Genomic DNA, 26,189 nt, shown 5'->3' with positions numbered 1-26,189 from the left:
CTGCGCCGCTCCTCACGAAAAGGGGTGGCGCGCCGCTTACGGCCGCGCCGACTTCGCCAGTCGCGCCAGATTAACGAACTCCGCGCGGTAGCCGAATGGATCGTCGCCCTTGGCGCTCTGCGCCAGCGCGATCACATCGTCATAGCCGTAATCGCCGAGATAGGGCGCGCCTTTCAGCAGCTGCGCGAAGGCTGCGACGGCGATGGAGAAGCGCACGTCCTGCGGCGCCTGCGCCAAACTTTCCACGCTTTGCTGGTCGGCGATCGGCTGCGTGATGAGCCGTGAGGCGTCCTCCTTCGGTAGCTTGTAGCGCAGCTTGAGAAAGCCGAGTTCGCTTTCCTCATGCGCCGGCGCCGGCGTGTTCTTTCCATAACGCAAATCGTCGATCAGCTTTTTCTCCGATCCCGCCGGCGTGATCTCGTAAATCGCGGTGACGCGGTGACCGGAGCCGACATCGCCTGCGTCCACCTTGTCGTTGTTGAAATCCTCGCGGCGCAGCGCGCGCGTTTCATAACCGATCAGGCGATATTCGGAGACGCGGGCGGGATTCCACTCCACCTGGATTTTAACGTCCTTGGCGATAGGAAAGAGCGTCGACGACGCTTCCTCGACGAGCGCTTTGCGCGCTTCGTTGAGAGTGTCGACATAGACCGCCGCGCCATTGCCGTTCTGCGCCAGCGCCTGCATCAGCGCGTCGTTGTAATTGCCCTGGCCGACGCCGAATATCGACAGGAAAACGCCCTTCTCACGCTTTCTTTCGATCAGCCCCTTCAATTCGCTCTGATCGGTGACGCCGACATTGAAATCGCCGTCGGTGGCGAGGATCACACGATTGACCGCCGACCTGTCGAAATTGCTTTCGGCCAGGCGGTAGGCGTCCTGAATGCCTTGCGCGCCGGCGGTCGAGCCGCCCGCGCCGAGCGCGTCGATCGCCGCCAGAATTTTGGCCTTGTCGGCAACCTTCGTCGGCTCCAGCGCGACGCCGGAGCCCGAAGCGTAGGTGACGACCGCGACCGTGTCTTCAGGCTTCAATTCGTCAACGAGCATCCGCAGCGCGTTCTTGACGAGCGGCAGCCGATCCTGCGGCGACATGGAGCCCGACACGTCTATCAGAAACACGAGATTGGCGCGCGGGCGCTCGGCGCTTTGCAGCGCATAGCCCTGTATCGCCACATGCACGAGGCGCTTGCCGGCGCGCCACGGGCTGGGCGTCACGGTGATCGTCGGCTTGAACGGCGCCTGCGCGCTTTCGGGCTTCGGATAATCGTAGGGAAAGTAATTGACGAACTCCTCGACCCGCACCGAATCTTTCGGCGGCAGGCGCCCGGCGTTTAGCGCGCGGCGCGCGAAGGCGTAGGAGGCGGCGTCGACGTCGATCGAGAAGGTCGAGACGGGCTCCGTCGCCGCTGACTTGACGGGGTTGATGTCTTTTGACTCGAACCTGTCGCGAAATTCGCTTTCCGGCGCGACATTCGTGTCGATCGGCGGCGACGACCGAGCGCCTTCCGCGCTCATCGCGGCGACCAGTTGCGCGGGTTGAATCGATCGCGACAGTCGCTGCTCGGCGTCCTTTCGGATCGAACCGGCGAGGCGCGGAGGCGGCGCAGCGACGCCATCGGCTCGGCCGCCAAGCGCACCCGCCGTCTTCGCTCTCTCTTCGCGCGCCATGGGCGCCGAGGGCGCGGGAGCTGGCGGAACCGCTGCCGGCGGCGCCTCCATGAGCGGCGCTACGGCGACCTCGGCCGGCGGCGAGATGGGGCCGACAGGATTGGATATGCTCCCGCCGCCCGGCGCATAGTTACGCGAAAGCATGAAGGCGGCGGGCGCGCTGATTATCAGCGCGGCGATCGAGGCCGCGAGCGCGCGGTTGAAATAGAACGTCTGACGCATCTTTCTTTTCCCTTCCAATGGAGAGGATGCGTAACTGAGACGTTGCGGCGCGGCCGATCCTTGGGCCTCGGCTGCGCTTTTTTCAAAAGCGGCCATCGCCGCCCCGAGCGCTACGCGCTTCGCCTCGCCATCGGGCGGCGGGACAGGCGCGTGTTTGAGGCGCGTAAGATCCGGTTCGATCATCGCGCGGGCTCCAACTGGTTCTTCAGACGTTTTCGCGCCTCATGCAGATGCCACGACACGGTCTTTTCCGAACAACCCATCAGCGCCGCCGCCTCGCCATGCGACAGGTCCTGCGCATAGACGAGCAGCACGGCGTCGCGTTGCTGATCCGGCAGGGCGCGCACCACGCGCCAAAGGTCCTGCCCCATCATCTCATCCTCTGGGGTCTCGCCGTCGGCGCCGTCCACGAGCGCCGACATGCGCGCCGGTTCGATCGCCACAATTTTGCGCCGCGCCCGGATATGGTCGATCGCGGTCGTATAGGCGATGCGATAGGCCCATGTCGTAAAGGCGCAATCATTGCGAAAGGCGCTCATCCCCATCGCCATCTTCACCATTGCGTCCTGAGCGATGTCCTGCGCCTCTGCGCGCGCGCCGCACCAGCGCCAGGCGAGCGCATAGACGCGGTCGTAATGGCGCTCGGCCAGCACGGCGAAAGCGGCAGCCTCGCCGGCGGCCGCCCGTCGCGCCAGTTCGCCGTCGGTGTCTTCGCCCGGCAAGTCGCCCCCGTTATTCAATCCCGTCGAGACTATTGACGGGTGTGATCGCGAATTCCTTGGGTCGGAGCGGCCAAATTTCGTCGCAGCCCAAGGGCTGCCGAATTTCCTTGCATTTTACACTAGCCCGCGTGGTAGAAGGCGCGCCTGCCCGTTTCGCAAGGGATTCCGAATGCCCGAGGTTATTTTCACCGGTCCGGCCGGCAGGCTCGAGGGCCGGTTCCATCAGTCCGCCACGCGCGGCGCGCCGATCGCGATCATTCTGCATCCGCATCCGCAGTTCGGCGGCACGATGAACAATCAGATCGTTTATCACCTTTACTACGCCTTCGCGGAGCGTGGTTTTTCCGTGCTGCGCTTCAATTTCCGCGGCGTCGGCCGTTCGCAGGGCGCCTTCGACCACGGCTCGGGCGAGCTGTCCGACGCGGCGGCCGCGCTCGACTGGGCGCAGGCGGTCAATCCGGAAGCGCGCGCCTGCTGGATCGCGGGCGTCTCCTTCGGCTCCTGGATCGGCATGCAGCTGCTGATGCGCCGTCCTGAGATCGAGGGGTTTATCTCGATCGCGCCGCCTGCAAATCGTTTCGACTTCTCCTTCCTGGCGCCCTGCCCCTCCTCGGGCCTCTTCATCCACGGCGACCAAGACCGCGTCGCGCCGCTCAAGGAAGTGACCGCGCTCATCGAGAAGCTCAAGACGCAAAAGGGCATTCTCATCGAACATGCCGTGGTCGAGGGCGCGAACCACTTCTTCGAGAACAGGATCGAGCCGCTGATCGCGCATGTCGACGCCTATCTCGACAGGCGTCTTGGCAATCCGCCGAGGATCGCAATTCCCGCGCGGGGGGATTGAGTCGGTCGCGCTCGATCATTCGGCGCCGTCATTGCGAGGAGCGTAGCGACGAAGCGATCCAGACGCTCGCTGGGTTGCTTCTCTTCGCTCGCAATGACGAAGCTGGCCCGAATCCTATGCGGCCGCTCGCGCCAGCACGCCGCCGCACATGGCTTGAGGCGCGCCGGTCGTCGTCGGGAAGGTGATCGGCAGCCCTTCCAGCACGCGCGCGGCGAGATAGGCGAAGGCCTGCGCCTCCATCGAATCCGCCGACCATCCGACCGCGTTGGCCGTCGTCACCTTGCACGGCAGGCGCATGACGAGTTCGCGCACGAGGATCGGATTGCGCGCGCCGCCGCCGCAGACGATCAGCAGTTGCGGCTGAGTCGGCAGATGCGGAAACAGCCGCAGCACGGAAGACGCCGTAAAGGCGGTCAGCGTCGCGGCGGCGTCCTCTGTCGAGAGCTTGGCGACCGCATCGAGCGCGAAGGCGTTGCGGTCGAGCGATTTCGGCGGCGGCTGATCGAAGAACGGATGCGCCAACATCTTGAGCAGCGTCGCTTCGTTGACGCGGCCGCGCGCCGCCATATGGCCGTGCCGGTCGATCGGCGCGCCGGTGCGCTGAAGCATCAGATCGTCGATCAGCGCATTGCCGGGTCCCGTGTCGCAGGCGATCGGCTCCTCGCCGTCCGCGACATAAGTGACGTTGGCGACGCCGCCGATATTGAGCAGCGCCACTTCGCCCTTCATGCCGCCGGCGAGGACGAGCGCGCGATGGAACACGGGCACGATCGGCGCGCCCTCGCCGCCGGCGGCGATGTCGGCGGCGCGAAAATCATAAGCGACGTCGAGTCCGAGACGGGCGGCGAGCGCCGGCCCGTCGCCGATCTGGATCGTGAGCCTTTGCTTGGGACGGTGAAGCACCGTCTGGCCATGAAAGCCGACGATATCGACGCTCGCCGGGTCGATCTCATGATCCCGCAGCAGCGCCTCGACCGCCTCGGCGTGGCGGTCGGTCACCATCCGCTCGGCGAAGGCGAGAACGCCCGGCCGCGCGTTTCGATCTTCGAGCGTCGCGGCTTCGGCGAGCGCATTGCGCAGCAGCGCGCGGTCGGCGTCGCTATAGGGGTAATGACCCGTCGGCCCGAAGACGACGGTGGCGTCGCCGTCGGTTTCGATCAACGCGACATCGACGCCGTCCATGGACGTGCCGGACATGAGGCCAATTGAGCGGTAGGTGGGCAAGGCGAATCTCCAAGAAAGAGGGAGATTAGCAGGAGAAGCGGTGCGCTGCCTGACTCTTGCCGAGTTCGCTCGCCGATAGAGTCTTACAAGGAACCTGTGTTCAATTGCAGCGCGCGCAACCCTCTCCCAGAGGGAGAGGGTCGGCCCGAAGGGCCGGGGTGAGGGGAAGCGCCTTGAAAGCATTGCGTCACAGATATGCGCATCACGATCAGCGCCCTTACCCCTCTCCCGGCTGCTGCGCAGCCACCCTCTCCCAGAGGGAGAGGGTTACCGCCTTCCCTCCCACGCCCATGCCGCGACCACAACGCCGACCAGCGCCAGCATCGCCCAAAGACCCAAACCCAGCGGCGCGATTTCGACGCCGACGAGCGTCGAGGCGCCGGTCTGCCTGATCCCGATCCAGTCAGAGCCGCCATAGCGGTTGGCGTCGCGCAATTCGACGACGCGGGGCATCGAAACGGTGTCGGCGCCGCCGTTCGACAAACGCCGCGCCGTGCCGCCGGTCGCCTCCATCAGCGGTTGAAGTTTCTCCGTCGTCGAGGCCACTTCGCGGAACTCGCGCGGATTGGGCGGACCGACGTTGACGAGCGCCGTCAGGCCTTCGCTCTCGAAACGCCACAGGCCCATTTCCTTGGCGTCGAAACGCGCGCGCCACAGTCCCGGCTCGCCTTGCGCGACCGCGATTTCGTCGCGCGCGCCCGACGGCGCCGTCGCCATCACCGGCGCCGGTCGCTCCTTCATTGTCTGGCGCTCGACGCTGACCTCGCGGCCATGCGCGGACGCGCGCAGCGCCTCCTCTTCGAGATCCGGCTCCTTCATCAGCCAATGCGCCAGGCGGCGAGTCAGATCGACATGCGGGCCGCCGCCTTCATAGCCGCGCGCCCAGAGCCAGATCTGATCAGAGAGCAGCAACGCCACGCGGCCCTTGCCTTCGTGCGAGAGCACCAGCAACGGCTTGTCGCGCACGCCCGACATGATCGAGTCGCCCTTCACCACATTGGCGTCGACCTGCCTGAACCATTCGCCCCAATTCGGCGGCTCGGATTTGGCGCCGGCGAGGCCACGCGTCACCGGATGCTTCTCGCCGTCCTTGCTGACGCGGGCGCGAAACGCCTGTTCGACGAGCGCGCCGTCAGGCCGGGCCGGCAGGATGTTTTCGAGCGGCGAATAATAGAGGCCGCGTAGCGTCGCGTAATCGGGGCCGACGGCCGCGAGAAAGGCGCCGCCATTCTCGACGTAATTGGCGATGTTCTCGAAATAGATCGAGGGCAGCGTCGTCTGGCTCGAATAGCGATCGAAGATGATGAGATCGAATTCGTTGATTTTCTTCCCGAAGAGATCGGCGGTCGGAAAGGCGATCAGCGACAATTCGCTCGCCGGCGTGATGTCGAGCTTCTCCGGCGGCCGCAAAATGGTGAAATGCACCAGTTCGACATTGGCGTCGGCGCGCAAGAGATTGCGCCAGCTTCGTTCGCCCGGATGCGGCTCGCCCGACACAAGCAATACTTTGAGCCGATCGCGCACGCCTTCGATCGTCAGCACGGCCTTATTGTCGAGCGGCGTCAGCTCGCCAGGCGCGGACGGAATTTCGAGTTCGACGACGTTTTGCCCGCCATGTTCGATGCGCACCGGAATGCTGACGATGTCGCCGGGCGCAGGGCTGAACGTCGGCAGCGCTTCGCCGTCGCGGCGCACTGAAATCGGGATGCGGGCGCCGTCGCCGCCAAAATCGACGACGCGCGCGCGGATGATCTGATCCTTGCCGACGATGCCGAAGCGCGGCGCCTCGACGAGTTCGATGCGGCGGTCGCGCTCGCCCTGATGTCCGGTCACGAGCGCTTGAACGGGCGCTTTGAAGCCGAGCGCTTCGGCCTTGGCGGGAATATCGTGAACGACGCCGTCGGTGAGAAGAATCGCGCCGCCGACGCGCTCAGGTGGAACGTCCTTCAAGATTTCGGCGAGCGCGCCGAAGAGCTTGGTGCCGTCATTGCCCGAAGCGTCGTTGGCGACTGTGATCGTGCGCGTCTCGACGTCGCCGAATTTGGCGAGCGCCGAGTCGAGCGCCTTGCGCGCCTCTTCCGTTTGCGCGTTTCTCGCGCCGAAATTCTGGCTGTCGCTCTTGTCGACAACCACCGCGACGACGCTCTTTTGCGGATCGCGTTTTTCGCGCACAAGCGACGGGTCGGCGAGCGCGGCAATCAGCAAGGCGAAAGCGAACGCCCGGAGCGGCGCGCCACGCTGGCGTTTGGCCGCCATCAGCGCCAGCGCGCCGGCGCCCAGCACGCCGAGGACGATCAGCGCCGACCAGGGAACGAGCGGCGAAAAGGCGAGCGTGAGGTCGCTCACTGGCCCAGCCTTTCCAGCAAGTCGCGCACATGCACCTGATCGGACTTATAATTCCCGGTCAGCGTATACATCACCAGATTGATGCCGCCGCGGAGCGCGAATTCGCGCTGGCGCGCGCCGCCCGGCGTCAACGGAAACAGCGGCTGGCCGCGTTTGTCATGCGCCCAGGCGCTCGCGAGGTCGTTCGAGGTGATGACGATCGCGGAGACGCTGTCCGTGGCGCGCACCGGACGCGCGGCCTGATCTTTCGGCTCCGGCGGCAGCGCCTCGACCCAGGTCTCGCCATTGGCGTAGCGGCCGACGAACCCGTCGAGCAAATAGAAGGTCTTGGTGATGACGTGATCGCGCGGCGTCACTTCCAGCGGCGGAATGTCCAAGCCTTTCGTCAGATCGCGCAGCCATTGCGCCTCTGGAGTCGGCGCGCCGCCGACGTGTTGAGACAGAGCGTCGCGCGTGTCGAAGATGATTGTGCCGCCCTGCTTCATATAGGCGGTGACTTTCGCCACCGTCTTCGCCGGCGGCTGCGGCGCGCTCGCGACGATCGGCCAGTAGAGCAAGGGATAAAAGGCGAGTTCGTCCTTCGCCGGATCGACGCCGACCGGATCTCCGGGCGAGAAAGATGTGCGCATGTTCAGCGCCTGGGTGAGCGCCTCGAGGCCCAGCCGCGATATTTCGTCGACGTGGGCGTCGCCCGAGATCACATAGGCGAGCCGCGCCGTCAGCGCGGCGTCCTTGTCGCGCTGGGTGGCGGCGGATTTCGGCGCGGACTCGGCGCGCGTCTCGCTGGTCATCGCCGTCACGCACAGTAGGCCGAACAGCGCGGCGGTCGCGGCGCCGAGGGGCCGCAGGCGCAGCTTTCCGGCAAGCGCCAGAGCGATCAGCGCGTCGGCGATAAAGGCGGCGAGCGCGAAGACGAGCAGCGGCCCGCGCAAATCGAGCTGGCCGCCGGCCCGCAGTACGTTCGCGCTCAGTCCGGCGCCGGCGAAATCGAAAGCGCTGATCTCGTCAGTCGGGCGCATGGTCTGCACCGCGACGAAAGCCTCCCCCGCGCCATACAGCCCGGGCGGATGTTCGGCGCTCGCAGGCCCGTCAAATCCGGGCGGAATGCTTTGCGCGAAAAGGCCTGGCGCGCCGAGAGCGCCAAACCCGTCAAGAAGGCGCATCGGCGCGAAAGTCGACGGATCGGCGACCATGCCAGACCGTTCGCTGCTCGAAGGCGCCGACTCTCCAGCCATGTCGCTGATCCGTTTCAGCATCTCAACGAAAAGCCCCGAGATTGGCAGATTCGACCAATTGGCGTCGGCGTTGACGTGAAACAGCACGATCAGCCCCTTGCCGCGCCGTTCCGCCGTCACGAGCGGCGTGCCGTCGGAAAGGCGGGCCCAGGTCTTGTCCGCAAGTCCCGGATCAGGCTCGGCGAGCACCTGCCGCTGCACCGTGACGTCCTTCGTAGCCGGCAGGCCGAAGAAGGGGCTCGTGGCCTCAAACTCGGCGAGCGCCTTTGGCTCCTCCCAGGACATGGCGCCGCCGAGCACGCGGCCGTTCCGGCGCAGGCGCACGGGCAGCAGACCATCGTCGGCGTTGGCAAGACGCGGTCCTGCGAAACGAACGAGCGTCCCGCCTTCTTCAACGAAGCGCGACACCGCGTCGAATGTCTCGCCGGGCGCAAGCCCGACATCGGCGAGCCCCAGGATATTGGGCTGTTCGGCGAGCAGCGCCTGCACCGGATCCACAACGCCGGGACGCGCCGTCCGAATTTGGGCGAAGGGCGCAAGCGCTTTTTCAAGATAGTAGAGCGGCGAGAGCAGCGGCTGCGCCTCATCGGCGGCGGCGCCGCCGACGAGCGCCACGCGCTTCACCTTCGAGCGCGCGTCAAGAAGCGCGACGGCGCCGGCGGAATTTTCCCCTTCGATGCGCAGATGACTAACGTCGTTGCGAAGTTCGACCGGCAGTTCGATTTTCGCCCGAACCCTCCGCGCGCCGCCAAAATCCACTGCGGCTCGGCCGACCGTCCGACCTTTCGCGTCGAGCGCGTCGACGACCGCCGACGTCTCGTCGCCGATGCGCAGCACATCGACGCTCAGCGCGGCCGCATCATTTGTCGGCGCGGCGAGCGCTCGCGGCGCGTGGTCCTCGACGTAAACTTCGACTCCGGCTGCGCCCGACTCTTTCAGCGCGCGCACGAAGCGTGCCGCGTCGCCCTGCGCGACGCCGTCGCTGATCCACATGATGCGCGCCGCCTTATGGGCGTGGGCGAAGGCGGCAGCCTGTTCGCCGATCGCCTTGCGGTCCGGCAGAAATGGCTTGGGCCGCGCTGAACGCAATTTTTCCATCGCGCGCGGCCCGTCGCCTGGAATGGGCGCCGCAGTCTCGGATGCGAGCGCGACCGCGACCGGACCGCCGGCGCGCGCCACCGACTCGATGATGGATGCGGCGCCAGCGAGGCGTCGTTCCCATGTCGGCGCCGCCGTCCAGCCGTCGTCGAGGATGACAAGCGTCGGCGCGGAGGACGCGACGACGCCGCTCGGCGCCCAGACGGGTCCCGCCATCGCGAAAATCAATGCCGCGGCGAGCGCCAGCCGCAGCGCCATCAGCCACCAAGGGGTTTTTGCCGGCGTCTCTTCGTCGGGCTTGAGCTCGCGCAGAATTTTCGTAGGCGGAAAGACAATCTCGCGCGGACGCGGCGGCGTGACCCGCAACAGCCAATAGATCATCGGCAGGCTGATGAGACCAAACAGCGCAAGCGGCGCGGCGAAGGAAAACATCAGCGCCGCTCCTCGAAGCTGACTCCATCCGCTCCGAGCAATCCCATGGCGAGCGCCAGCGCCGCTTCGGAGGCGGGCCTGTCGGTGCGATGCTGCAAGAAGATGAAGCCGACGCGTTGCGCGGCGCGGCGCACGGCGTCGCGATGCGCTTCGAACCGCCGCGCATAGGCCGCGCGCAAGCTGCGCGGGTCGCCTGCGTAGAAGGCGGGGCCGCCGTCGGTGTCGAGAAAAGTGGTTTCGCCAGAGAACGGCAAGGTTTCTTCGCTGGGATCGGTCACCATCAAGACTGCGCCGGAGGCGCCGCCGTCGGCGAAGCGCCGCAGGCGTGCGGCCAGCGCGTCCGGATCGATGAGGAAGTCGGAGATCAGAATCACGCGGGCGCGCGGGCGGATCGGCGCCTGCGGCGGAAGATCATCGCGCGTCGCCGCCGTTGCGTTGTCAGCCAGAGCGCGCGCCAGCCGGTCGATCACGTCGCGCGCCGAGATCGGCGCGGTCAAGCCCAGCGCCGCCGCCCGCTCGCCGCCGCGAACGAGCACGTCGGCGAGCGCGAGCCCCAAGGTGACGCCGCGCGACAGCTTGTCGTCGGAGGCGAGAGACGAGCCGAAGGCCATGGAGGGAGAACAATCCATCCAGAGGAAATAGTCGTGCGCGGCCTCCCATTCACGCTCGCGCACATAGAGCTGATCGCCGCGGGCGGAGCGGCGCCAGTCGATGCGATGCGCCGATTCGCCCGATGCAAATGGCCGGTATTGCCAAAATGTCTCGCCGACGCCCGCGCGCTTGCGGCCATGAACGCCATAGGCGAGGCTCGCCGCGATCTCATGCGCGCGCGCCACCAGCCTTGGCATCCGGCTCGCGAGATCGGCCGCCGTAGCGCCATCTGCGGGCTTGCGCTGTGCAGGATCGTAGGCGCGCGTGGCGACGTCAGCAAACATCGTCATCTTTCTCCGTCAGAGGGAAGAGCCGAGCGAAGGCTCGTCACCCGATCCGCGCCACGAGCGTCTGAACCACGTCGGAAACGGTCATCTCGCGGCGCGCGGCGAAATTGAGCGCCATGCGGTGGCGCAACACCGGCGCGGCAAGTTTCGCGACGTCGTCGATCGAGGGCGCAAGCCGGCCGGTGACGAGCGCCCGGGCGCGCGTCGCAAGCATCAGCGCCTGCGCGGCGCGCGGTCCCGGACCCCAGGCGACATGCGGCGCGATTTCCGCGTCGCCCTCGTCTGGACGGGCTGAACGAACAAGATCGAGGATCGCGTCGACGACCTTTTCGCCGATCGGAAGCCGGCGCACGAGCCGCTGGGTCGCCATCAGCTCTTCGGCGTCGAGCGCCTGGCTCGCCTCGGCCATCGTCTCGCCGGTCGTTTCCAGCAGCACCCGCCGCTCGCTGGCGCGGTCGGGATAATGCACGTCGATCTGCATCAAGAAGCGGTCGAGCTGCGCCTCGGGCAGCGGATAAGTGCCCTCCTGCTCCAGGGGGTTTTGCGTCGCGAGGACATGGAAGGGCCGCGGCAGGTCGTGGCGCTTTCCGGCGACGCTGACATGATGCTCCTGCATCGCCTGCAGCAGCGCCGATTGCGTGCGCGGCGAGGCGCGATTGATCTCGTCGGCCATCAGCAGCTGGGTGAAGACCGGCCCCCTGATGAAGCGGAACGAACGCGAGCGGTCGGCCCCCTCTTCAAGCACCTCGGAGCCGAGAATATCAGCGGGCAGCAGGTCCGGCGTGAACTGCACGCGCTGCTCCGCCAGGCCGAGCACGCGGCCAAGCGTCTCGACAAGCTTGGTCTTGGCGAGGCCAGGCACGCCGACGAGGAGCCCGTGGCCGCCCGCGAGGATCGTCACCAGCGCCTGTTCGACGACCTCGTCCTGGCCAAAAATGACGGCGCCAATCGCGGCGCGGGCGCGACCGATATGGTCGAGGGCGCGTTCGGCGGATTGAACGACGGCTGTTTCGAGCGAGGTCGTCCTGGTGTCGAATGAAGTCATTTCAGCGTGCTCAGGCAGCTTGTCTATGAAGAGGATCGGGCGCATCGTGGCGGCGCTGCCGTGTTTCGCCGCACTCGATTCAAAGCCCCCGCGCCATTCGGCTCCGCATATCAAGCGAAGCGGCGGGGATTAGGGCCAAGCGCAATCTTCGTCTCTCCGCCGGTGCAATTCAAGCGCAACCGGCGCGGTGGATAGGCATTTTACCGCCAAAACCGCAATTTGGACGTGACAGTTTGTTCATGCGTCGCGCATTAAACGCACTTCGACGGACGCCATGTATATTCGTCGGACATCCTCATCACGAAAGGCGTTTCCGCCCATGTGGCGCGCAATCGTTGAAACCGCCCTGCTCTTCCTCACACCCTTCGTCGCCTATGCGCTTTTCCATTCGTTGCAGCTTCGCTGGCCCTTCGTGCGCGAGCTCTGGCATGGCAAGATCGTATCGCTGCTGACGATCGCGGGCCTGCTCGTCGCGATCGTCGGGGTCGTGACGCTCGGCCTGACCGGGCTTAACCAGGGCGCTTATGTGCCGGCCCATGTCGAGAACGGAAAACTGCAGCCAGGCCGCTTCGAATGAACGCGGCGCTGAGACTGCTCGACGATCCCCGGCTCGCGACGCTGTTTGCGGCTCTCGCGAAGACGGGCGCCGAAACGCGGGTGGTCGGCGGCGCCGTGCGCGACGCTATGCTTGGTCTGCCGCCTCACGAGATCGACCTCGCCACGACCGCTTTGCCCGACGCCGTTCTTGCGGCCGCGCGCGACGCCGGACTGAAAGGCGTGCCGACCGGCATCGAACATGGCACGGTGACGATCGTCGTCGCGGGAACGCCCTTTGAAGTCACGACGCTGCGTGAGGACGTCGAGACCGACGGCCGCTTCGCCAAGGTGCGCTTTGGCGGCGATTTCGAGCAGGACGCGAAGCGGCGCGACTTCACCATCAACGCGCTGTCGCTCTCTTCCGATGGAGAGATTCACGACTATACGGACGGCCTCGCGGACATCGAGGCGCGGCGCATCCGTTTTATCGGCGACGCCGCGACGCGGATTCGCGAGGACTATCTGCGGATCCTGCGCTTCTTTCGCTTCAACGCCTCTCATGGCGAGGGACCGTTCGATCGTGAGGGCCTGCATGAGTCAATCGTCGCGCGGGAAAATCTCTCGCGCCTGTCGCGCGAGCGTATCCGCGCCGAACTCATGAAGCTGCTGCTCGCGCGCCGGGCGCCGGACGTGCTGCGCGCCATGTCGCACGCCGGCGTTATCGAAGTCATTCTCGGCATCGGCTATCCCTCTCGACTGCAGCGGCTGGCCGACCGCGAAGCGGCCTTGGGCAAGCCGGCGGACGCGGTGTTGCGGCTTGCCGCCTTTTCGGTGCTGACGGTCGAACACGGCGAGCGGCTGCGCGAGCGGCTGCGGCTCTCCAACGACGAATTCGCGCGGATCGCGGCGGCGGCGCGAACGCTGGCGCCCTTGCATGGACGCGAGGCTCCGCCGCCAGCGCCGCATCTGCGCGAAATGCTGTTCCTGTGCGGCGCGCGCGCCGCGGCCGACGCGCTGGCGCTCGCGCATGCGGAAAGCGCCGCGGCGGCGGACAATCCGGATTGGCGGGAGGCGGCGCGCTATCTGGAAGAGACGCCCGCGCCCGACTTCCCCATCAAGGGCGCGGATCTCATCGCCCGGGGCGTCGCGCCGGGCAAGCAATTGGGCGACGCGCTTAGAACGTTGCAAGCCGAATGGATTCGCGCCGGGTTTCCGCGCGACCCGGCGGTCGTTCTGCAGCTTCTTGAAAACGCCATGGCGAACAGCGGCCGAGAGGCGCGCTAGCGCCCGCCACTAGAGCGCGCTGCGAAAAAGTGGGAACCGGTTTTTCCGCCTGGAGCGCGCTTTGGGAATCGATCACGTTATCTGCATTTGGGCGATTCCGCCCAAATGCAGCGTGATCTAGCCGGCTTCGGCTTTCGCCAGCCTATCAAAGATCCCCAGCACCAGCGCGCGCTTGTCGAAATTGAACACCTCGGTTTCCCTGGCGGCGTCGCGAATGGCGTCCCAGGCGCTCGCGTAGCGGGCGAGTCTCGAAGGAGCGACGCCGGTCTGCGCAAGCGCGCGGACGCGCGAGTCGAGATGGCGCTGCGTCGCGCGCATGAAGGTCTCATAGGCCGCTTCATTGTCGCGGCCGGTAAGCTTGTCGGCCAGCATATGCGCGCCGAGCCAATCGACCTGCGGCAATCTGTCGAAAAGCCGGCGCACGGCGGCGTCGAAGGCGACGCCGTCATCGCCAAGCAGCCGCAGCGCCTCCCGCACCGAGCCTTCGGCGCGCGCGGCGGCGACGAGCAGGTCCGATTCAGGCGCCTTCGACCAGCGCGGCCCGAGACTTTTCACGGCGGCGATCGTGTCTTCTGGCGACAACGCGCCGAGCATCAGTCTGCGACAGCGCGAACGGATCGTCGGCAGCATGCGGCCCGGCTGATGCGCGACGAGCAGAAACAGCGAGCGTTGCGGGGGCTCCTCAATGAGCTTCAAAAGCGCGTTGGCGCTGGCGCGATTGAGATCGTCGGCGCAGTCGACGATGGCGATCCGCCAGCCGCCGCTTCCTGAGCCCTGATGGAAGGCCTGAATAACTTTCCGCACGTCCTCGATGCGAATTTCGGTGAAATGCTTTTTGGTCTTGTCGTTCCAGGCGCGGCGCAGCAAAAATATATCGGCAAGCGCCATTGAGGCGATCCGACGCGCCGCCGGATAGTCGGCGGGCACCGCGAGACTCTCCGCGGACTGAACCGCCGCTGCGGCGGGTTCGGGATGCGCCAGGAGAAATCGCGCCAGGCGCCAGGCGAGCGTCGCCTTGCCGACGCCTTCCGGCCCGCCGATGATCCACGCCTGCGCCATCTTGTTGCGGCGGTAGGCGTCGAGAAATTCATGCTCCGCCGCGGCATGACCGAAAAGCCCCAGGGTCTCCCGCGGATGCGGGGCGTCGTCGTAGCGATCGCTTTCCGGGTTCGCCTCTTCGCGGCTCATTGCGCGGCTTGTGCGGCGTGCGCAAGGAAGCGGTCGTGAACGAGCCGCTGCACCGCTCGCGCGACGTCGTCGATGGTCATGCCGGCGTCAATCACGCAGCAGCGTTCCGGCTCGCTCTCGGCGATGTCGAGGAAGGCCTGCCGCAGCTCCTCGTGAAAGGCCGGCGCTTCGCTTTCGAAACGATCGACCTCTTCGCCATGCCGCCGCGACGCCGCCCGCGTGAGGCCTTCTTGCGCCGGCAGATCGAGCATGATCGTCAGATCCGGCCGCGCATCGCCCACCGCCGCTCTTTCGAGCAGCGCCAGAGTCGTGGCGTCGACGCCGCCGCGGGCGCCCTGATAGGCGCGGGTCGAATCAGCGAAGCGGTCACACAGCACCCATGCGCCGCGCTTCAAGGCGGGCGCGATCAAGGTTTCGACGTGATCAGCGCGCGCCGCCGAGAACAGCGCCGCCTCGGCGAGCGGACCAAGCGGCGCGGCGCGTCCCGAGAGCAGGAAGGCGCGCAGCTTCTCGGCCTTTGGCGTGCCGCCGGGCTCGCGCGTCGTCACCACCTCGAAGCCGCAATCGCGCAAATGCTCGGCGAGCCGCGCAAGCTGCGTGGACTTGCCGACGCCCTCGCCGCCTTCGAAGGTGATGAAGCGGCCTTTTTCGGGCGTCGCCTGGAAAGTCATTTCTTGCCGGAGAGTTTCTGGTGAATGGCCGCGGCGGCGGATTCGTAAATAGCGTCGAAGGCGCGCCGCGGCAGCGATCCCTGCTCGACCGATTCCGCAGTCTGCAGCGGCTGTTCGAGCACGACGGAGTTTCCGCGTTTCACTTCGAGGCGTCCGACGCTCGCGCCCGCCTCGACCGGCGCCAGCACCGGGCCTTCGTAAACGATCTTGCCCATCAGCCGCTCGTTCGCGCCGCGCGGCAGAAGCACCTTGATGTCCTCTTTCGCCGTCAGCTCGACAGAGCCCTTCGTTCCGCCATAGACCTGCGCAGGCCCGATGGGTTCGCCGGCCTTGAACAGTTCCTTCTCTTCGAAGTTGCGGAATCCCCATTGCAGCAATTTGCGCGCCTCTTCGGCCCTCTCCTTCGGAGTCTTTGCGCCATAAACGGCGACGATAAGGCGTCGGCCTTCCTGCGTGGCTGAGCCAACCAGTCCATAGCCGCTGCTCTTGTCAATATTGCCGGTTTTCAGCCCGTCGGCGCCGATGCTCATCGTCAGCAGCGGATTGCGATTCTGCTGACGAATCTTGTTCCAAGTGAACTCCTTTTCGCCGAAATAGCCATAGAACTGCGGATAGGTCTTGATGATATGCGCCGCGAGCTTCGCCATTTCGCGCGCCGTCACTTTTTGGTCGGGACCGTCCATGCCCCAGGGATTGCCGAAGCGCGACTTGACGAGGCCAAGCTCGTCCCCGCGCTTGTTCATCCGCATGACAAAGGCTTCTTCCGAGCCCGCCAGACCTTCCGCAAGCGTAATCGCGGCGTCATTGCCGGACTGGATCACGAGACCGCGAAGGAGATCCTCGACGCGGGCGCGGCTATTGAGCGCGAGGAACATCGCCGACCCGCCAGCCGGCGCTCCGCCGGTGCGCCAGGCGTGCTCGGAAACGGTGAATTCATCGTCGAGATGCAGTCTGTCCTCGACCAAGGCCTGGAAGATCAGTTCCGCCGTGAGAATTTTCACCGTCGAAGCTGGCTTCTGGTAGTCGTCAGCGCCTTTCTCGAACAGGACGGTGTTGGTGCCGGCGTCGATCAGAATCGCGCTCGGGACGCTTGTCTGAAAATTCTGGGCGCGCGCCGGCGCTGCGCCAAGCGCCCACAATGCGAAGAGGGTCAGAATAAGATGCAGCCCGGGAAATTTCGGCAAGGCGCGCTCCCGTCATTTACGCCGCAGCGCGGCAAGCCGGGAGAAGATGGCGCGCGGCGCCGAAAATTGCAATCGCGGCGTGGGGCCGCTCAGTTCGTTCGAACCGAGGAGTTCAGCGCCTGTCGGATGGCGTTGCGAGCCGAAGCTTGACGGGCGCCGAATTGTGCGGGCCGCACTGGCGGCAGCGGCGCCACAACTTTCCTGACCTTCTGGGTCGAAGCGACGGGTTCTTTGTCGATGCTGGGTTGCTCCCGCGCGGGAGGCAGGGGCGCGTCGCTCTCCTGCCTGGCGTAGGCGAGCGCCTGGTCATTTGACGCCTGCCCATTCTCATAGGCGATGCGCGCCGAGAGTTCGGCGGCGTCCGCCCTATCATCATAGCGCGCCGCGCGCGCCGGATCCTCGTTCGCCGCCGTCATAACCGGGGCGTCGATCTGCGCCGGCTGGCCATCGTCGCGCAGGGTCGCGAGGAGCTTATCGTCGTCGTCTCCCTCAAGATCGGCGCGTCCGACCCATTCCACTTTGACGCGCGTCGTGCCGACGCCGTGAAAATCGAGCGCTTGCGCCACGCGCTGGGAGACGTCCATCACGCGTCCGCCATGATAGGGTCCACGATCGTTGACGCGCACCACGATCGAACGGTCATTGCGCAAATTGGTGACCCGCGCATAGCTCGGCAGCGGCATCGTGGGATGGGCGGCGGAAATCGACGCCCGGTCGAATATTTCGCCATTGGCGGTGCGTCGCCCATGGAAGTCCGAGCCATACCAGGAAGCCGTTCCTGTCGCCTTATAGGGCCTCTCGCTCGGATAATAGGTTCGGCCGGCGATTTTGTACGGCTTGCCGACCATATAGGCGCCGCCGCCCTTCGGCACTTCTTCGCCCTCCGCGATGACCCTCGGGCTGGGACGCACGCCGTAACGCGGGTCGATCTGACCGAATCCGCCGAGGCCGGCGCTTCTATGCGATCCCGTAGTGGAAGAGCATCCGGCGAGCGCGCCGAGACAGACAAGAGGCAGTAGTTTGGAAAGGATGATTGAGGAGCGAACCAGCGGACGCGGCGCATGAGCAGCGCTTTTAAAGACGACAAATCGCATCCAGACAGTCCTTGCCACCAAACTTCGATCCGCCGCCGACTGCACTGAAGCACGCCCCATAAGCGGCGACGCGTCCTTCATTTTCGGCGCGACGTGGAACCGCCGCGCGGCACAATCCGCGGAGTGTCTCGTTGATGTGTGAAGTTGTCGTTAAACGCAGTTACGCTGACGTCAGCAGGCGTCGCGAATGAGACCAAAATGCGACACTCGCCCTCTAAAAGCGTGCGCGCACCGAGATTGAAAACAGATGTGGCCCTGGCGCCACAGTCTTCTCGGCTTCATTGAACGCGCGCGAGATCGACGATTCGCGTCTCGACGCGCTCGATGCCGCGAAAGACATTGCGCGACAGTTTCGCCGCGACGTGAAGCTGTGCGCCGTCCCCCCTCAATAGGGCTTCGCCCAGCGGCGAGTGCAGGGCGCGAAAGGCGATTGCGTCAACCGTCGCGCCGTCGCGCGAGCGCAAGCGGGCGCGCACATGATCGGCCCCAACCGTCTGAGCGAATGTGACCTGCTGCTCAGGCAGAGCAAACAAGGGTTCAGGGTTGCCCTGCCCGAATGGCCCCGCCCGCTCGACCCGTCGCAGCAGTTCGAGACAGACTCCTCGTCCGGCGACTGCCGCATCGACAACCAGCGCATCGTCGAGACGCGCGGCGTCGACGGCCGCTCCCAGCGCCTCATCGAGAAAAGCGCGAAAGTCGTCGATTTTGCCCCGGGCCAAAGTCACGCCGGCGGCCATCGCATGGCCGCCCCCCTTGACCGCCAAGCCCAGATCGACGGCGCGCCGTACCGCCGCTCCGAGGTCGACGCCACTTAAACTCCTACCTGAACCTGTTCCATATTCTCCATTGAAAGCAATAACAAATGCGGGAGTATTAAAGCGCTCCTTTAAGCGTGATGCGATCAGCCCGACAACGCCCGGATGCCAATCCTGGCCGTGCACGACGAGACATGACAGGCGATTGGATCCCGCCACTTGCGCTTCCGCCGCGGCCACCGCCTGCTCCAAAATCGCCTTCTCGACGACCTGCCGTTCGCCATTCAGCCGGTCCAGCTCGAGGGCGATACGACGCGCGTCCGCGCCGTCGGCGAGGGTGAGAAGCCTTGCGCCGAGGCCAGCGTCGCCGATCCGACCGCCGGCGTTAATGCGTGGACCGAGCGCGAAGCCAAGATGATAGGCGCGCGGCGGCCCATCCAGACGGGCGGCGTCCATCAGCGCGGCGAGCCCTGGACGGGATCGCCGCGCCATCACCATCAAACCCTTGGCGACGAGCGCCCTGTTGAGCCGCGCAAGCGGCGAGACGTCGGCGACTGTCGCCAGCGCGACGAGATCGAGCGCGGCGAGAAGATCCGGCTCTGGTCGATCGTCGCTCCACCAGCCGCGCGCGCGCAGCGTCCTCGACAATCCGATGAGGACAAGAAAAACGACCCCTGCGGCGCAAAGCGCCCCCTGCCCCGAAAGGTCGTCGAGCCTGTTGGGGTTGACGACCAGCGCGTCCGGCAGGACTTCCGGCGCCTGATGATGGTCGAGGACGATCACATCGAGGCCAAGCGCCCGCGCCACGGCGAACGCCTCGTGACTTGAGGTCCCGCAGTCGACGGTCGCCAGCAGAGTCGCGCCACGCGCCGCGAGATCGCGGATCGCCTCGACGTTCGGCCCATAGCCCTCGATGATCCGGTCGGGAATATGGAGCAAGGGCTCCGGCGCGCCGGCCACGCGCCAAAAGTCGATGAGCAACGCGGAGGAGCAGGCGCCGTCGACGTCATAGTCGCCAAAAACGGCGATCTGCTCGGACTTTTCGATCGCCTCCGCGAGCCGGTTCGTCGCGGCGTCCATGTCGCGCAGCGACGACGGGTCCGGCAGGAGGTCGCGCAGCTTGGGATCGAGATAGCCAGCGGCGTCGGCGACCGTCACGCCGCGCCCGGCGATCACCCGCGCAAGGAAATCGTCGATGCCGTGCGCCTGGGTCAGCGCGAGCGCCTGCGCTTCGCCTCGAGCGTCGAGCCGCCCGCGCCAACGTCGACCGAGCACGGAACGCTCGACTCCAAGAAAGGCGGGAACCATCGAATCGGACATTGGCGCCTCAAATCGAATCGCTAAGCCTCGCCGGCAAGCGACGCAAGTTCTTCCGATCGCGATGAGCGCGGGACTCTCCGAGTGGCGCAAATCGTTCATCAATTCTAACGTCTTGGGAATTCACTCGATATCACTGTCCATTGGCTGCGTCAGAATGCTGGTGAAAAATTTCCAATCCAGTCCGTTTTGATGAGGCGAACATCCAACTGAAGTTTGTAGATTTTTCGCGCACTTAAAGCCTTCGCGCTTACAGCTTCGTCGGATTGCATAAAAGGAATCGTGCGGAGAGCTTATGGAGACCAAGAAGCTCGCGACGGGCGCCGCCCCTCGCAAACTCAGCGACTATCTCACGCGAGCGCGCGACAAAGCGCCAGCGCACGCTGGTCATGGCGCGGGCGGCGCGCAGTCGGTGCGCCAGGACAATTATCGCGGCCACGAGATCGAAATTGTCACGACCTACAAGATCCTGGTCGACGGAAAGAAAGTCCGCGCGCCGCTCGGCGTCGATGCCTCCGGCCAGGTTCATTGTCATTCATTGCCGAACTACCAGACCGCGTCGGCGGTCGACATGGTGCGGGCGCTGATTGACGGCTTTCCCGAGGAGTTCGAGCGAAAGCCGGCCCGGGCAAAGAGGCGGCCCCCAGCCAGCCGCAAGCGCCGGCCCCCTCCTGCTCGCAAAAGCAGGCCCGCCGCGAAGAAAGGTGCAAAACACGAGCATTGATTTTTCAGGAGGGCATTGATTTTCAGGAGAGAGACGATGGCCGTCGTCAGAAGCAACATATCAACGAACCCAGGAGTTCGGGACCAATATATTGAAGGCGTTAAGCTGTTGAAAAATGAGGCGTCCGGCCGAACGACCGATGAATTCGGCATTCCCGGCGCGGCGCGCTCAGTGAGCACCTACGATCTTTTCGTCATCTGGCACGTCACCGCCATGATGATCGAGACCCCGCCCGGAAATCCCGCGCAGCGAAACGCGGCGCACCGCGGGCCAATTTTCGCGCCATGGCACCGTGTGATGCTGATGGTTTTCGAGCAAAACCTCCAGCGGGTCCTGGACGACGCGAATTTTGGTCTGCCCTACTGGGATTGGGCGGAAGACGGCGACCTGCCGCCGCAGGAGCAGAGCGCGGCCACGATCTGGGGCGCTGACTGCATGGGCGGCGAGGGAAATCCGGTCGCTACCGGCCCGTTCGCGTTTCGCGCAAACGATCCGTCCGCGTTCAGAGTGCGCGTCTCCACGAATATTTCCGGAGAGTTGCGTTCGGTGAACCGCGGCCTCCGACGCGCCTTTGGCGTGAGCGCCGACGCGCTGCCGAGAACGGCGCATGTGGCGAATGCGCTGGCGCTGTCGCCCTATGATTCGCCAGATTGGGACGCCGACGCGAACAGCTTTCGTAATCGCATCGAAGGGTGGATGAACGACGACGGCGATTCCGCGACCTCGATGCACAATCTCGTCCACGTCTGGGTCGGCGGAGAGATGCTGCTCGGATCCTCGCCCAACGATCCGGTTTTTTTTCTCAATCACTGCAACATCGATCGCCTCTGGGAGAGCTGGATGTCCCGAAATGGGCGCGTTTACGTTCCCGATATGGCGGCGGGCGCGGATCTCAAGGGTCACCGCATAGATGATCCGATCAGCTCGCCGCTCGGTCGCAGCGCGACTCCGCGCGAAACGCTCGACGTGAGCGAAATCTATGAATATGACGCGCTCGCCTGAGCGCCGAAGCATTTTGATTTTCGATAGAATTCGGATCGGCGATGGCGCTCAAGTCCACTCATATCATTTTCGTGCATGATTTCTTCGGCTGGGGGCCTCAAGAGTTCGGACTTCCCTATTGGGGCGACGCGCTCGATGAGGTCGGCGAACCCTTCGCGGTTCACGAAGCGAAGGTAGGTCCGGTCAGCTCCTTCCATGATCGCGCCTGCGAGCTTTTCGCTCAGATTGCCGGCGGACGCGTGGACTATGGCGCCCGGCATAGCGATGAGGCCCGTCACGCCCGCTATTCGCGGGAATATACAGAGCCTTTCGCGCCCGAGTGGTCGGCGGAAAACCCGGTGATCCTCGTCGGCCATGGCGCGGGCGCCCAGACCGCCATGCAGTTGCAGGCGCTGCTCGCCAGCGATTTCTGGGGGCAAGGGACCAACGCCGGCTGGGTGGAAGGGGTGATCAGCGTCGCCGGCGCCATCAACGGCTCATTGCTGCCCTACGGCTTCGGCTGCGACCGTGAAGACGGACGGCTCAAGCGCAGGCCGAGCCAGTTCATTTCGGAATCATTCAATTTTCTCGGAATGGCCGCCGGCGTGCCGAGCGCCATGCGCAAGCCCTTCGATCTCCATCTCGACCAATGGACAGATGGCGAAGCCGACGCGAAAGCGGCGATGGCGCGTCTGGACGCAGGCGCCTTCGTTGCCGGCGAGGACAATCTCGCCTTCGACATGACGCTGCAGGGCTGCCGCAAGGCCAACGCCCGGTTCAGATCGCATCCGGGCACCTATTATCTGTCGCTGGTGACCAACGCCACGCATGTTCGCGCATCTGGCTTTTTCAGCAAGACCTGGCGGCCCGACCCGACGATCCATCCCATTCTCTGGCAGCCGGCGCTCTATCAGGCGCGCGAGGCCAACTTCGCCAAGGCGCCGATCGTCGGTTGGGGCGGCGGCGACCTTTCGCTGCCGCAGTGGCGGCCCAATGATGGCGCGGTGAGCGTCATTTCGCAAAGATATCCCTTCACGGCGCGGGAAGAGCCGGTGGGAGGCGAAGGCGTTTTTAAACGCCAAAGACTCAAGCCGGGGCGCTGGTATTACGAATATCTCGACAAAGCCATCGGACAGCGGTTCGACCATTTCGACGCGGTCGTCGGCGCGCGGCTCAAGCCGTGGGTTCCCGGACTGCGCGACGCGCATCGGGAGATCTATCTGAGGCTCGGCGAGACCTTGCGCAGCCTCTAGCCTTGTCTGAAGAGCGGCTAATGCAAGCCGCCAAAGCCTGCCGACCGAAGCGCGTCCATGACGCCGTTGAAGATCAACGATACGCCCATCGCCGAGACGAAGAAGCCGACGATCCTGGTCGCCGCGTCAATCCCCAGCGGCCCCAGCATCGTGGTCAACCGCGTCGCGAAGGCGAGGCAGGCGTAAGTGACGGCCACGGCGAGAAATATCGCGCCGAGAATGACGCCGAACGCCAACGCCTCATGAGACGAGTGCTCCACGGTGGCCATCATCCCGAGCACGGTGGCGATCGGGCCGGGGCCGATCATGAGCGGCATCGCAAGCGGCATGAAGGCGATATTGCCCGTCGATCGGGCAAACGCTGGCGTTCCGTCGCCGTCCGACGAGGGTAAAAAAAGCTCAAAGCCGATCTTCATCAGCACGATCCCGCCGGCGATGCGCACCATGCTGAGCGAGACGCCGAAGATTTTTAAGATCACCGCGCCAAAGAACAAGAAGAAGAGGATCAGCAGCAGCGCATAGAGACAGGCCATGAAGGCCACGCGACCGCGCTCATGGTTGCTCTTATCGCGCAGGAGCAACAGGAAGACCGGGAGCACCTCAAAAGGATTGATGACCGCCAGCAGCGTCGTGAACGTCGAGAAAAAGAGCGTCAACTCGGTTCTGAAAACTCCGGCGCCGATGTCCGAGACGAGACTGCTGTTCATAAGGCCTTCTCATTGGCGTTGCGCTGCGCCAACATGCGTGGCGGGTATGGCGGCAGCGGCGTGGCGGCGCGACCTTATTGCGGCGGGCGCCGCCGCTCAAGCGCCGCGCTGGAGGATCGCGCTGATTTTGTCAGCATTCGCTTGGACTTGTGTCTCACGATGGAATTGACCCATGACCGACGCGATTCAGCTCACCCATGCCTCTGGCGACGGCGCGGAGATCCTGGCTTTCGGCGCGGAGCTTTCGAGCTGGCGCGCGCGGGGAGTCGACATGATCTGGGCGAAGGACCCTAAGGTCTGGGAGCAGACCGCGCCCGTGCTGTTTCCCGTCGTCGGCTGGACGCGCGACGGCCGCGTGCGCGTCGACGGCGAGACCTATCCGCTTGCGCTCCATGGCTTCGCCTGGAAAAAGCGCTTCGACGTCGCCGAGCGGCGCGACGACTATCTGCGCCTCGCGCTCGTCGACGACGCCGAGACCCGCGCGCTCTATCCCTTCGCCTTCCGGTTCGAAGTGGAGTTCCAGCTTCGCGCCGGGGCGCTCGAAAATAATCTCATCGTCATAAACGCCGACTCGCGACCCCTGCCCTACGCCTGCGGCTTGCATCCCGCCTTTCGCTGGCCGCTCGCCGGCTCTTCCTCGCCGCATACGATCATATTCGAGAAGGCCGAGCGCGCCGAAGTTCCCATCATCGGACCGGGCGGGCTTTTCTCGAAACCCATCCGCAAAACGCCGCTTGTCGGCCGGCGACTGCCGCTCGAACCGGAAATGTTCACCCGCGACGCGCTGTGCTTTCTCAATCTTGCGAGCCACGGCCTGGTGTTTGACAATGGCGAAGGCGCGCGTCTTTCGGTCACGCTCGATGATTTCCCCCATGTCGGATTTTGGACGCTGCCGCCCGCCCCTTATCTGTGCATAGAGCCCTGGACAGGCCATGGCGATCCGGACGACTTTTACGGCGATCTCTACGAAAAGCCCTCGATGCGAATTCTGGCGCCGGGCGCGCAGGCGCGGCATGGCGCGATTTTCGCCTTTGAGCGGGAGCCGCCGGTCGGCTAGGAACGAACCGCCACTCGCCAGGAATCATAAATGACCGTCGCCTCCAGCGTCATCGAAGCCATCGGGCGCACGCCGCTCATTGAATTGCACGGCGCCTCGAAAGCGACCGGCTGCCGCATTCTCGGCAAGGCCGAGTTCATGAACCCGGGCGGCTCGGTCAAGGACCGCGCGGCGCTGTCCATCGTCGAAGATGCGCGCGCGAAAGGATTGTTGAAGCCGGGAGGAGTCATCGTCGAAGGCACCGCCGGCAACACCGGCATCGGGCTCGCGCTCGTCGCCAACGCGCTCGGCTTTCGCACTGTAATCGTGATTCCCGACACCCAGAGCCAGGAAAAGAAGGACATGCTGCGCCTGCAGGGCGCGCAGCTCGTCGAAGTGCCGGCGGTTCCCTACGCCAACCCCAATAATTATGTGAAGCTTTCCGGCCGCCTCGCCGAGCGCCTCGCCAAGGAAGAGCCGAACGGCGCCGTCTGGGCCAATCAATTCGACAATGTCGCCAACCGCGTCGCCCATCTCACCACCACCGGGCCCGAGATTTACGAAGCGCTGGAGGGCGCGGTGGACGCCTTCATTTGCGCCTGCGGCACCGGCGGCACGCTCGCCGGCGTCGGCATGGCGCTCAAGGAGAGAAATCCGGACGTGAAGATCGGGCTGGCCGATCCTTTTGGTGCGGCGCTCTATTCCTATTACACGACCGGCGAGTTGAAGGCTGAGGGCTCATCCATCACGGAAGGGATTGGCCAGGGCCGGATCACCGCCAATCTCGAGGGCGCGCCGGTCGACGTCGCCTACCGCATCCCCGACGACGAGGCGCTGCGCATCGTTTTCGATCTCGCCGAGCAGGAGGGCCTGTTGCTGGGCGGCTCTTCGGGAATCAACGTCGCGGGCGCCATCAGACTGGCGCGCGATATGGGCCCCGGCAATACGATTGTGACCGTGCTGTGCGACGGCGGCGCAAGATACGCCTCGAAGCTCTTCAACGCCGACTTCCTGCGCAGCCAAAACCTGCCGACGCCGCCCTGGCTCGAAGGCGCCGTCGCGATGGATCCGGGCTTCGTTTAGCCCTCGATCGGTTCCACGGGCGCGCGCGACGCCGCAGGTTCGGCCTCGCGCTGCGGTACGAAATTCTCGCGACGCACGAAGAGCACCTTTCGCAGCTCCGCCTCCCCGACCAGCTTGGCGAATTCGCGGAAGCCAAAGAACGGGATCAGCGCGGCGAAGGTGACCAGTCCGACCGACAGTAGCGTGCGCAGATTGTCGAGATTCACGGGGTCATGGTCGGCATGGGCCGGCCAAAAATGCTCCAGCAGCGCCTGTTCGATGACGTCCATGCCGATGAGCAGCAGACCGAACAGCAGCGACTTGGCCAGAATCGGCACGATCAGCGGCTTTTTGTCGAAGACGCGCCAGATGCCAAACTTGTTGGCGACAAACAGCACCTTCGCGAACGCAAGCGCCTTGGCGGCGGCGAAGCCCTGATGCTGCACGATATGCGCTTGCGACAGAACAACCGATTTGTGCACGCCGAGCACGGCGAGCAGGAACCACACGTAGAGGAACACCGGGTAAAAGGCCCTGGCTTCCTCTTTCACCTTGCTCGTCAATCCCTTTTTTGTCCGCTCGCTCATGTCCCATCCTGCGCCGGTCTCTTCAGCCTTGGCTG

Annotated in this window: 22 protein-coding genes; 8 read left to right on the top strand and 14 right to left on the bottom strand. The window is 65.1% G+C overall.

Translation table 11 applies throughout. The features are described 5' to 3' along the window. Positions 1 to 36: 36 nt before the first annotated feature. On the bottom strand, positions 37 to 2,073 hold the full coding sequence (locus ACR65W_RS16520) for a vWA domain-containing protein (RefSeq protein WP_434500291.1): 2,037 nt from the start codon (positions 2,071 to 2,073) through the stop codon (positions 37 to 39). Further along, positions 2,070 to 2,612 (bottom strand): RNA polymerase sigma factor, encoded by a 543-nt coding sequence (locus tag ACR65W_RS16515; protein WP_434500292.1) that lies wholly within the window; start codon positions 2,610 to 2,612, stop codon positions 2,070 to 2,072. The genes ACR65W_RS16520 and ACR65W_RS16515 overlap by 4 nt, the downstream gene beginning before the upstream one ends. A 169-nt stretch (positions 2,613 to 2,781) precedes the next feature. Between ACR65W_RS16515 and ACR65W_RS16510 the strand changes: the two genes are divergently transcribed. Further along, complete coding sequence (locus tag ACR65W_RS16510) at positions 2,782 to 3,456, top strand: alpha/beta hydrolase (RefSeq protein WP_434500293.1); 675 nt, start codon at positions 2,782 to 2,784, stop codon at positions 3,454 to 3,456. A gap of 114 nt (positions 3,457 to 3,570) precedes the next feature. Here ACR65W_RS16510 and ACR65W_RS16505 read toward each other — a convergent pair whose 3' ends face one another. From ACR65W_RS16505 to ACR65W_RS16485, 5 genes are all read right to left on the bottom strand, one after another. Beyond that, on the bottom strand, positions 3,571 to 4,653 hold the full coding sequence (locus tag ACR65W_RS16505; RefSeq protein ID WP_434500324.1) for an anhydro-N-acetylmuramic acid kinase: 1,083 nt from the start codon (positions 4,651 to 4,653) through the stop codon (positions 3,571 to 3,573). 294 nt (positions 4,654 to 4,947) lie between these two features. Beyond that, positions 4,948 to 7,026, bottom strand: coding sequence for a hypothetical protein (locus ACR65W_RS16500; RefSeq protein ID WP_434500294.1), 2,079 nt, complete (start codon positions 7,024 to 7,026; stop codon positions 4,948 to 4,950). Next, entirely contained in the window at positions 7,023 to 9,791 is a 2,769-nt protein-coding gene (locus ACR65W_RS16495) for a DUF4159 domain-containing protein (protein WP_434500295.1), read from the bottom strand. The genes ACR65W_RS16500 and ACR65W_RS16495 overlap by 4 nt, the downstream gene beginning before the upstream one ends. Next, positions 9,791 to 10,726 (bottom strand): DUF58 domain-containing protein, encoded by a 936-nt coding sequence (locus tag ACR65W_RS16490; protein WP_434500325.1) that lies wholly within the window; start codon positions 10,724 to 10,726, stop codon positions 9,791 to 9,793. The genes ACR65W_RS16495 and ACR65W_RS16490 overlap by 1 nt, the downstream gene beginning before the upstream one ends. 43 nt (positions 10,727 to 10,769) lie before the next feature. Then, positions 10,770 to 11,774 (bottom strand): AAA family ATPase, encoded by a 1,005-nt coding sequence (locus ACR65W_RS16485; protein WP_124738253.1) that lies wholly within the window; start codon positions 11,772 to 11,774, stop codon positions 10,770 to 10,772. Positions 11,775 to 12,093: 319 nt separating this feature from the next. Between ACR65W_RS16485 and ACR65W_RS16480 the strand changes: the two genes are divergently transcribed. Together ACR65W_RS16480 and ACR65W_RS16475 are read left to right on the top strand one after the other, a co-directional pair. Further along, positions 12,094 to 12,351, top strand: coding sequence for a DUF6111 family protein (locus ACR65W_RS16480; protein ID WP_434500296.1), 258 nt, complete (start codon positions 12,094 to 12,096; stop codon positions 12,349 to 12,351). Then, positions 12,348 to 13,595, top strand: a complete 1,248-nt coding sequence (locus tag ACR65W_RS16475; RefSeq protein ID WP_434500297.1) for a CCA tRNA nucleotidyltransferase — start codon at positions 12,348 to 12,350, stop codon at positions 13,593 to 13,595. Before ACR65W_RS16480 ends, ACR65W_RS16475 begins: the two co-directional genes overlap by 4 nt. Positions 13,596 to 13,712: 117 nt before the next feature. On the opposite strand, the gene ACR65W_RS16470 is transcribed toward ACR65W_RS16475, so the two are convergent. From ACR65W_RS16470 to recJ, 5 genes are all read right to left on the bottom strand, one after another. Further along, positions 13,713 to 14,783: a DNA polymerase III subunit delta' gene (locus ACR65W_RS16470; protein ID WP_434500298.1), complete on the bottom strand. Its 1,071-nt coding sequence runs from the start codon at positions 14,781 to 14,783 to the stop codon at positions 13,713 to 13,715. Continuing rightward, positions 14,780 to 15,454 (bottom strand): dTMP kinase, encoded by a 675-nt coding sequence (tmk, locus tag ACR65W_RS16465; RefSeq protein ID WP_434500299.1) that lies wholly within the window; start codon positions 15,452 to 15,454, stop codon positions 14,780 to 14,782. Before tmk ends, ACR65W_RS16470 begins: the two co-directional genes overlap by 4 nt. Beyond that, the gene (locus tag ACR65W_RS16460; protein WP_434500300.1) at positions 15,451 to 16,638 is read right to left on the bottom strand and encodes a D-alanyl-D-alanine carboxypeptidase family protein; all 1,188 of its coding nucleotides are present in this window, start codon (positions 16,636 to 16,638) and stop codon (positions 15,451 to 15,453) included. Before ACR65W_RS16460 ends, tmk begins: the two co-directional genes overlap by 4 nt. Before the next feature lie 89 nt (positions 16,639 to 16,727). Beyond that, entirely contained in the window at positions 16,728 to 17,732 is a 1,005-nt protein-coding gene (locus ACR65W_RS16455; protein WP_434500301.1) for a septal ring lytic transglycosylase RlpA family protein, read from the bottom strand. Between the two features lie 278 nt (positions 17,733 to 18,010). Then, on the bottom strand, positions 18,011 to 19,807 hold the full coding sequence (recJ, locus tag ACR65W_RS16450; protein WP_434500302.1) for a single-stranded-DNA-specific exonuclease RecJ: 1,797 nt from the start codon (positions 19,805 to 19,807) through the stop codon (positions 18,011 to 18,013). A gap of 409 nt (positions 19,808 to 20,216) precedes the next feature. Between recJ and ACR65W_RS16445 the strand changes: the two genes are divergently transcribed. From ACR65W_RS16445 to ACR65W_RS16435, 3 genes are all read left to right on the top strand, one after another. Next, entirely contained in the window at positions 20,217 to 20,528 is a 312-nt protein-coding gene (locus tag ACR65W_RS16445) for a hypothetical protein (RefSeq protein ID WP_434500303.1), read from the top strand. 108 nt (positions 20,529 to 20,636) lie between these two features. Next, the gene (locus ACR65W_RS16440) at positions 20,637 to 21,530 is read left to right on the top strand and encodes a tyrosinase family protein (protein ID WP_434500304.1); all 894 of its coding nucleotides are present in this window, start codon (positions 20,637 to 20,639) and stop codon (positions 21,528 to 21,530) included. 41 nt (positions 21,531 to 21,571) lie between these two features. Beyond that, on the top strand, positions 21,572 to 22,762 hold the full coding sequence (locus ACR65W_RS16435) for a lipase-like domain-containing protein (RefSeq protein WP_434500305.1): 1,191 nt from the start codon (positions 21,572 to 21,574) through the stop codon (positions 22,760 to 22,762). A gap of 17 nt (positions 22,763 to 22,779) precedes the next feature. Here the strand turns inward: ACR65W_RS16435 and ACR65W_RS16430 are convergent, their stop codons facing one another. Continuing rightward, entirely contained in the window at positions 22,780 to 23,469 is a 690-nt protein-coding gene (locus ACR65W_RS16430; RefSeq protein WP_434500306.1) for a MarC family protein, read from the bottom strand. A 172-nt stretch (positions 23,470 to 23,641) separates the two neighbouring features. Between ACR65W_RS16430 and ACR65W_RS16425 the strand changes: the two genes are divergently transcribed. Beyond that, complete coding sequence (locus ACR65W_RS16425; RefSeq protein WP_434500307.1) at positions 23,642 to 24,526, top strand: aldose 1-epimerase family protein; 885 nt, start codon at positions 23,642 to 23,644, stop codon at positions 24,524 to 24,526. Between the two features lie 30 nt (positions 24,527 to 24,556). Further along, positions 24,557 to 25,588, top strand: a complete 1,032-nt coding sequence (locus ACR65W_RS16420) for a cysteine synthase A (protein WP_434500308.1) — start codon at positions 24,557 to 24,559, stop codon at positions 25,586 to 25,588. Here the strand turns inward: ACR65W_RS16420 and ACR65W_RS16415 are convergent. Beyond that, on the bottom strand, positions 25,585 to 26,154 hold the full coding sequence (locus ACR65W_RS16415) for a hypothetical protein (RefSeq protein ID WP_434500310.1): 570 nt from the start codon (positions 26,152 to 26,154) through the stop codon (positions 25,585 to 25,587). The two genes, ACR65W_RS16420 and ACR65W_RS16415, sit on opposite strands and share 4 nt — an antisense overlap. Positions 26,155 to 26,189: the final 35 nt, after the last annotated feature.

Origin of the sequence: Methylocystis sp., from assembly GCF_051062815.1 — a bacterium.
GTDB lineage: Bacteria > Pseudomonadota > Alphaproteobacteria > Rhizobiales > Beijerinckiaceae > Methylocystis.
This window is presented reverse-complemented; position numbering and strand designations above follow the sequence as displayed.